Below are 879 nucleotides of genomic sequence, written 5' to 3'. Positions count from 1 at the left end.
ATCAGTGAAAACGAGTAGGGCGGGACACGTGATATCCTGTCTGAATATGGGGGGACCATCCTCCAAGGCTAAATACTACTGACTGACCGATAGTGAACCAGTACCGTGAGGGAAAGGCGAAAAGAACCCCTGTGAGGGGAGTGAAATAGAACCTGAAACCGTGTACGTACAAGCAGTAGGAGCACCTTCGTGGTGTGACTGCGTACCTTTTGTATAATGGGTCAGCGACTTAATTTTAGTAGCAAGGTTAACCGTTTAGGGGAGCCGTAGGGAAACCGAGTCTTAACTGGGCGTACAGTTGCTAGGATTAGACCCGAAACCAGGTGATCTAGCCATGGGCAGGTTGAAGGTTGAGTAACATCAACTGGAGGACCGAACCGACTAATGTTGAAAAATTAGCGGATGACTTGTGGCTAGGGGTGAAAGGCCAATCAAACCTGGAGATAGCTGGTTCTCCCCGAAAGCTATTTAGGTAGCGCCTCGGACGAATACTACTGGGGGTAGAGCACTGTTAAGGCTAGGGGGTCATCCCGACTTACCAACCCTTTGCAAACTCCGAATACCAGTAAGTACTATCCGGGAGACACACGGCGGGTGCTAACGTCCGTCGTGGAGAGGGAAACAACCCAGACCGCCAGCTAAGGTCCCAAAGTATAGCTAAGTGGGAAACGATGTGGGAAGGCTCAGACAGCCAGGATGTTGGCTTAGAAGCAGCCATCATTTAAAGAAAGCGTAATAGCTCACTGGTCGAGTCGGCCTGCGCGGAAGATGTAACGGGGCTAAGCTATACACCGAAGCTGCGGCTACGTACCTTAGGGTATGTGGGGTAGGGGAGCGTTCTGTAAGCCGTTGAAGGTGGTCTGTAAGGGCTGCTGGAGG

1 rRNA gene is annotated in these 879 nt (G+C 51.4%); it reads left to right on the top strand.

Going from position 1 to position 879, the window contains the following annotated elements:
* A 23S ribosomal RNA gene (locus tag A6D97_RS11470) occupies positions 1-879 on the top strand; the annotation flags it as partial.

Source organism: Vibrio sp. ZF57, assembly GCF_001691235.1.
GTDB classification, from domain to species: Bacteria; Pseudomonadota; Gammaproteobacteria; order Enterobacterales; family Vibrionaceae; genus Vibrio; species Vibrio crassostreae_C.
The sequence above is the reverse complement of the archived record's forward strand: the minus strand, read 5'-3'. Positions and strand labels throughout refer to the sequence as shown.